Below are 980 nucleotides of genomic sequence, written 5' to 3' on the forward strand. Positions count from 1 at the left end.
GCTGATCCGTGCTCTTCTCGCCGTCTGTAATTGTGCTCCGTGGAGAGATAGACGCCGATGGCGATCCCGTACACCAAAAGCAAAGTGAGGACAGTTTTTACACTGTCCTCACAAAGCTGTATTTTGAATGGGTTTTGCATCACCGAACCGAACTGCTGAACCAGTCCGGGCAATCCATCCTTTAAGCAGGGAGCAATCAACAGGCCGAGCCACACAACCGGAATTATGCCGCAAAGATAAAGGATCACATTCTGCTTGGAGAGCTTATCTTGCCTCACGGTCGGCTCTCCGTTTCTCTTTCTTTGTTGGGGCATCAATGACCTTCAGGATCAAATCGTTAATGTCTTCTGTGGGCCTTTCGTCCCGGAGAAGATCGTTCCGAAAATCCATCAGTCCGCTGACCATCAGACGCTGCTCAAAATCGTCCAGCGTGACGACTTTCTTTTCCTCAGCCATATTGGGGTACCTCCTTATCTTGCTTCATCCCTGCGTTCCTTGGGCTTCATGCTCTTGTCCAGCACCTTCGCCATGTCGGACGAGATCTCATTGGCCACATCTCTGATCTTGGACAGCTCGTTTCTCACACTGCGGGCATCCATCGTAGAGAAGCCTTCGGGAAGTCTGTCAAAGCGGAACATGTCCTTCGGCACATTGTACCGGCTGCAGAGCACATACGACACGCAGTAGGCGGTAAAGGCATGATCACTGCGCTTATATGCGCCGTCGTCCAGATGCGCGTGAGCAAGCTCCTGAGAAATGCCGCGGAAAATGTCACCGGCCTCCAGTCCAGGTCTAACATAGATTTTCTTGTCGTCGGGACGATATACCGCGTTGATGTTCTCCGGCAGCTTTTGGCTGATCTCGATGGGGCAAGGTGCATTGTGGATGATGGCTTTCAGAAGCAGCCGCTCGTCCCGCTTCATTGCGGGGCGGTCCTTGGCCTTTGCGGTCGTCTGGGAAATGTCGAACACCTTCTTGGA

General features: G+C 52.6%; 1 protein-coding gene and 2 pseudogenes. All 3 read right to left on the reverse strand.

What is annotated here, in order from left to right:
• Nucleotides 1–278: pseudogene (locus IAG03_RS14055) on the reverse strand (VirD4-like conjugal transfer protein, CD1115 family); the annotation flags it as partial.
• Nucleotides 265–456, reverse strand: a complete 192-nt coding sequence (locus IAG03_RS14060) for a hypothetical protein (protein ID WP_249320744.1) — start codon at nucleotides 454–456, stop codon at nucleotides 265–267. The pseudogene IAG03_RS14055 and the gene IAG03_RS14060, both read right to left, overlap by 14 nt.
• A gap of 14 nt (nucleotides 457–470) precedes the next feature.
• Nucleotides 471–980: pseudogene (locus IAG03_RS14065) on the reverse strand (hypothetical protein); the annotation flags it as partial.

The organism is Yeguia hominis, from assembly GCF_014384705.1.
Classification (GTDB): domain Bacteria; phylum Bacillota; class Clostridia; order Oscillospirales; family Acutalibacteraceae; genus Yeguia; species Yeguia hominis.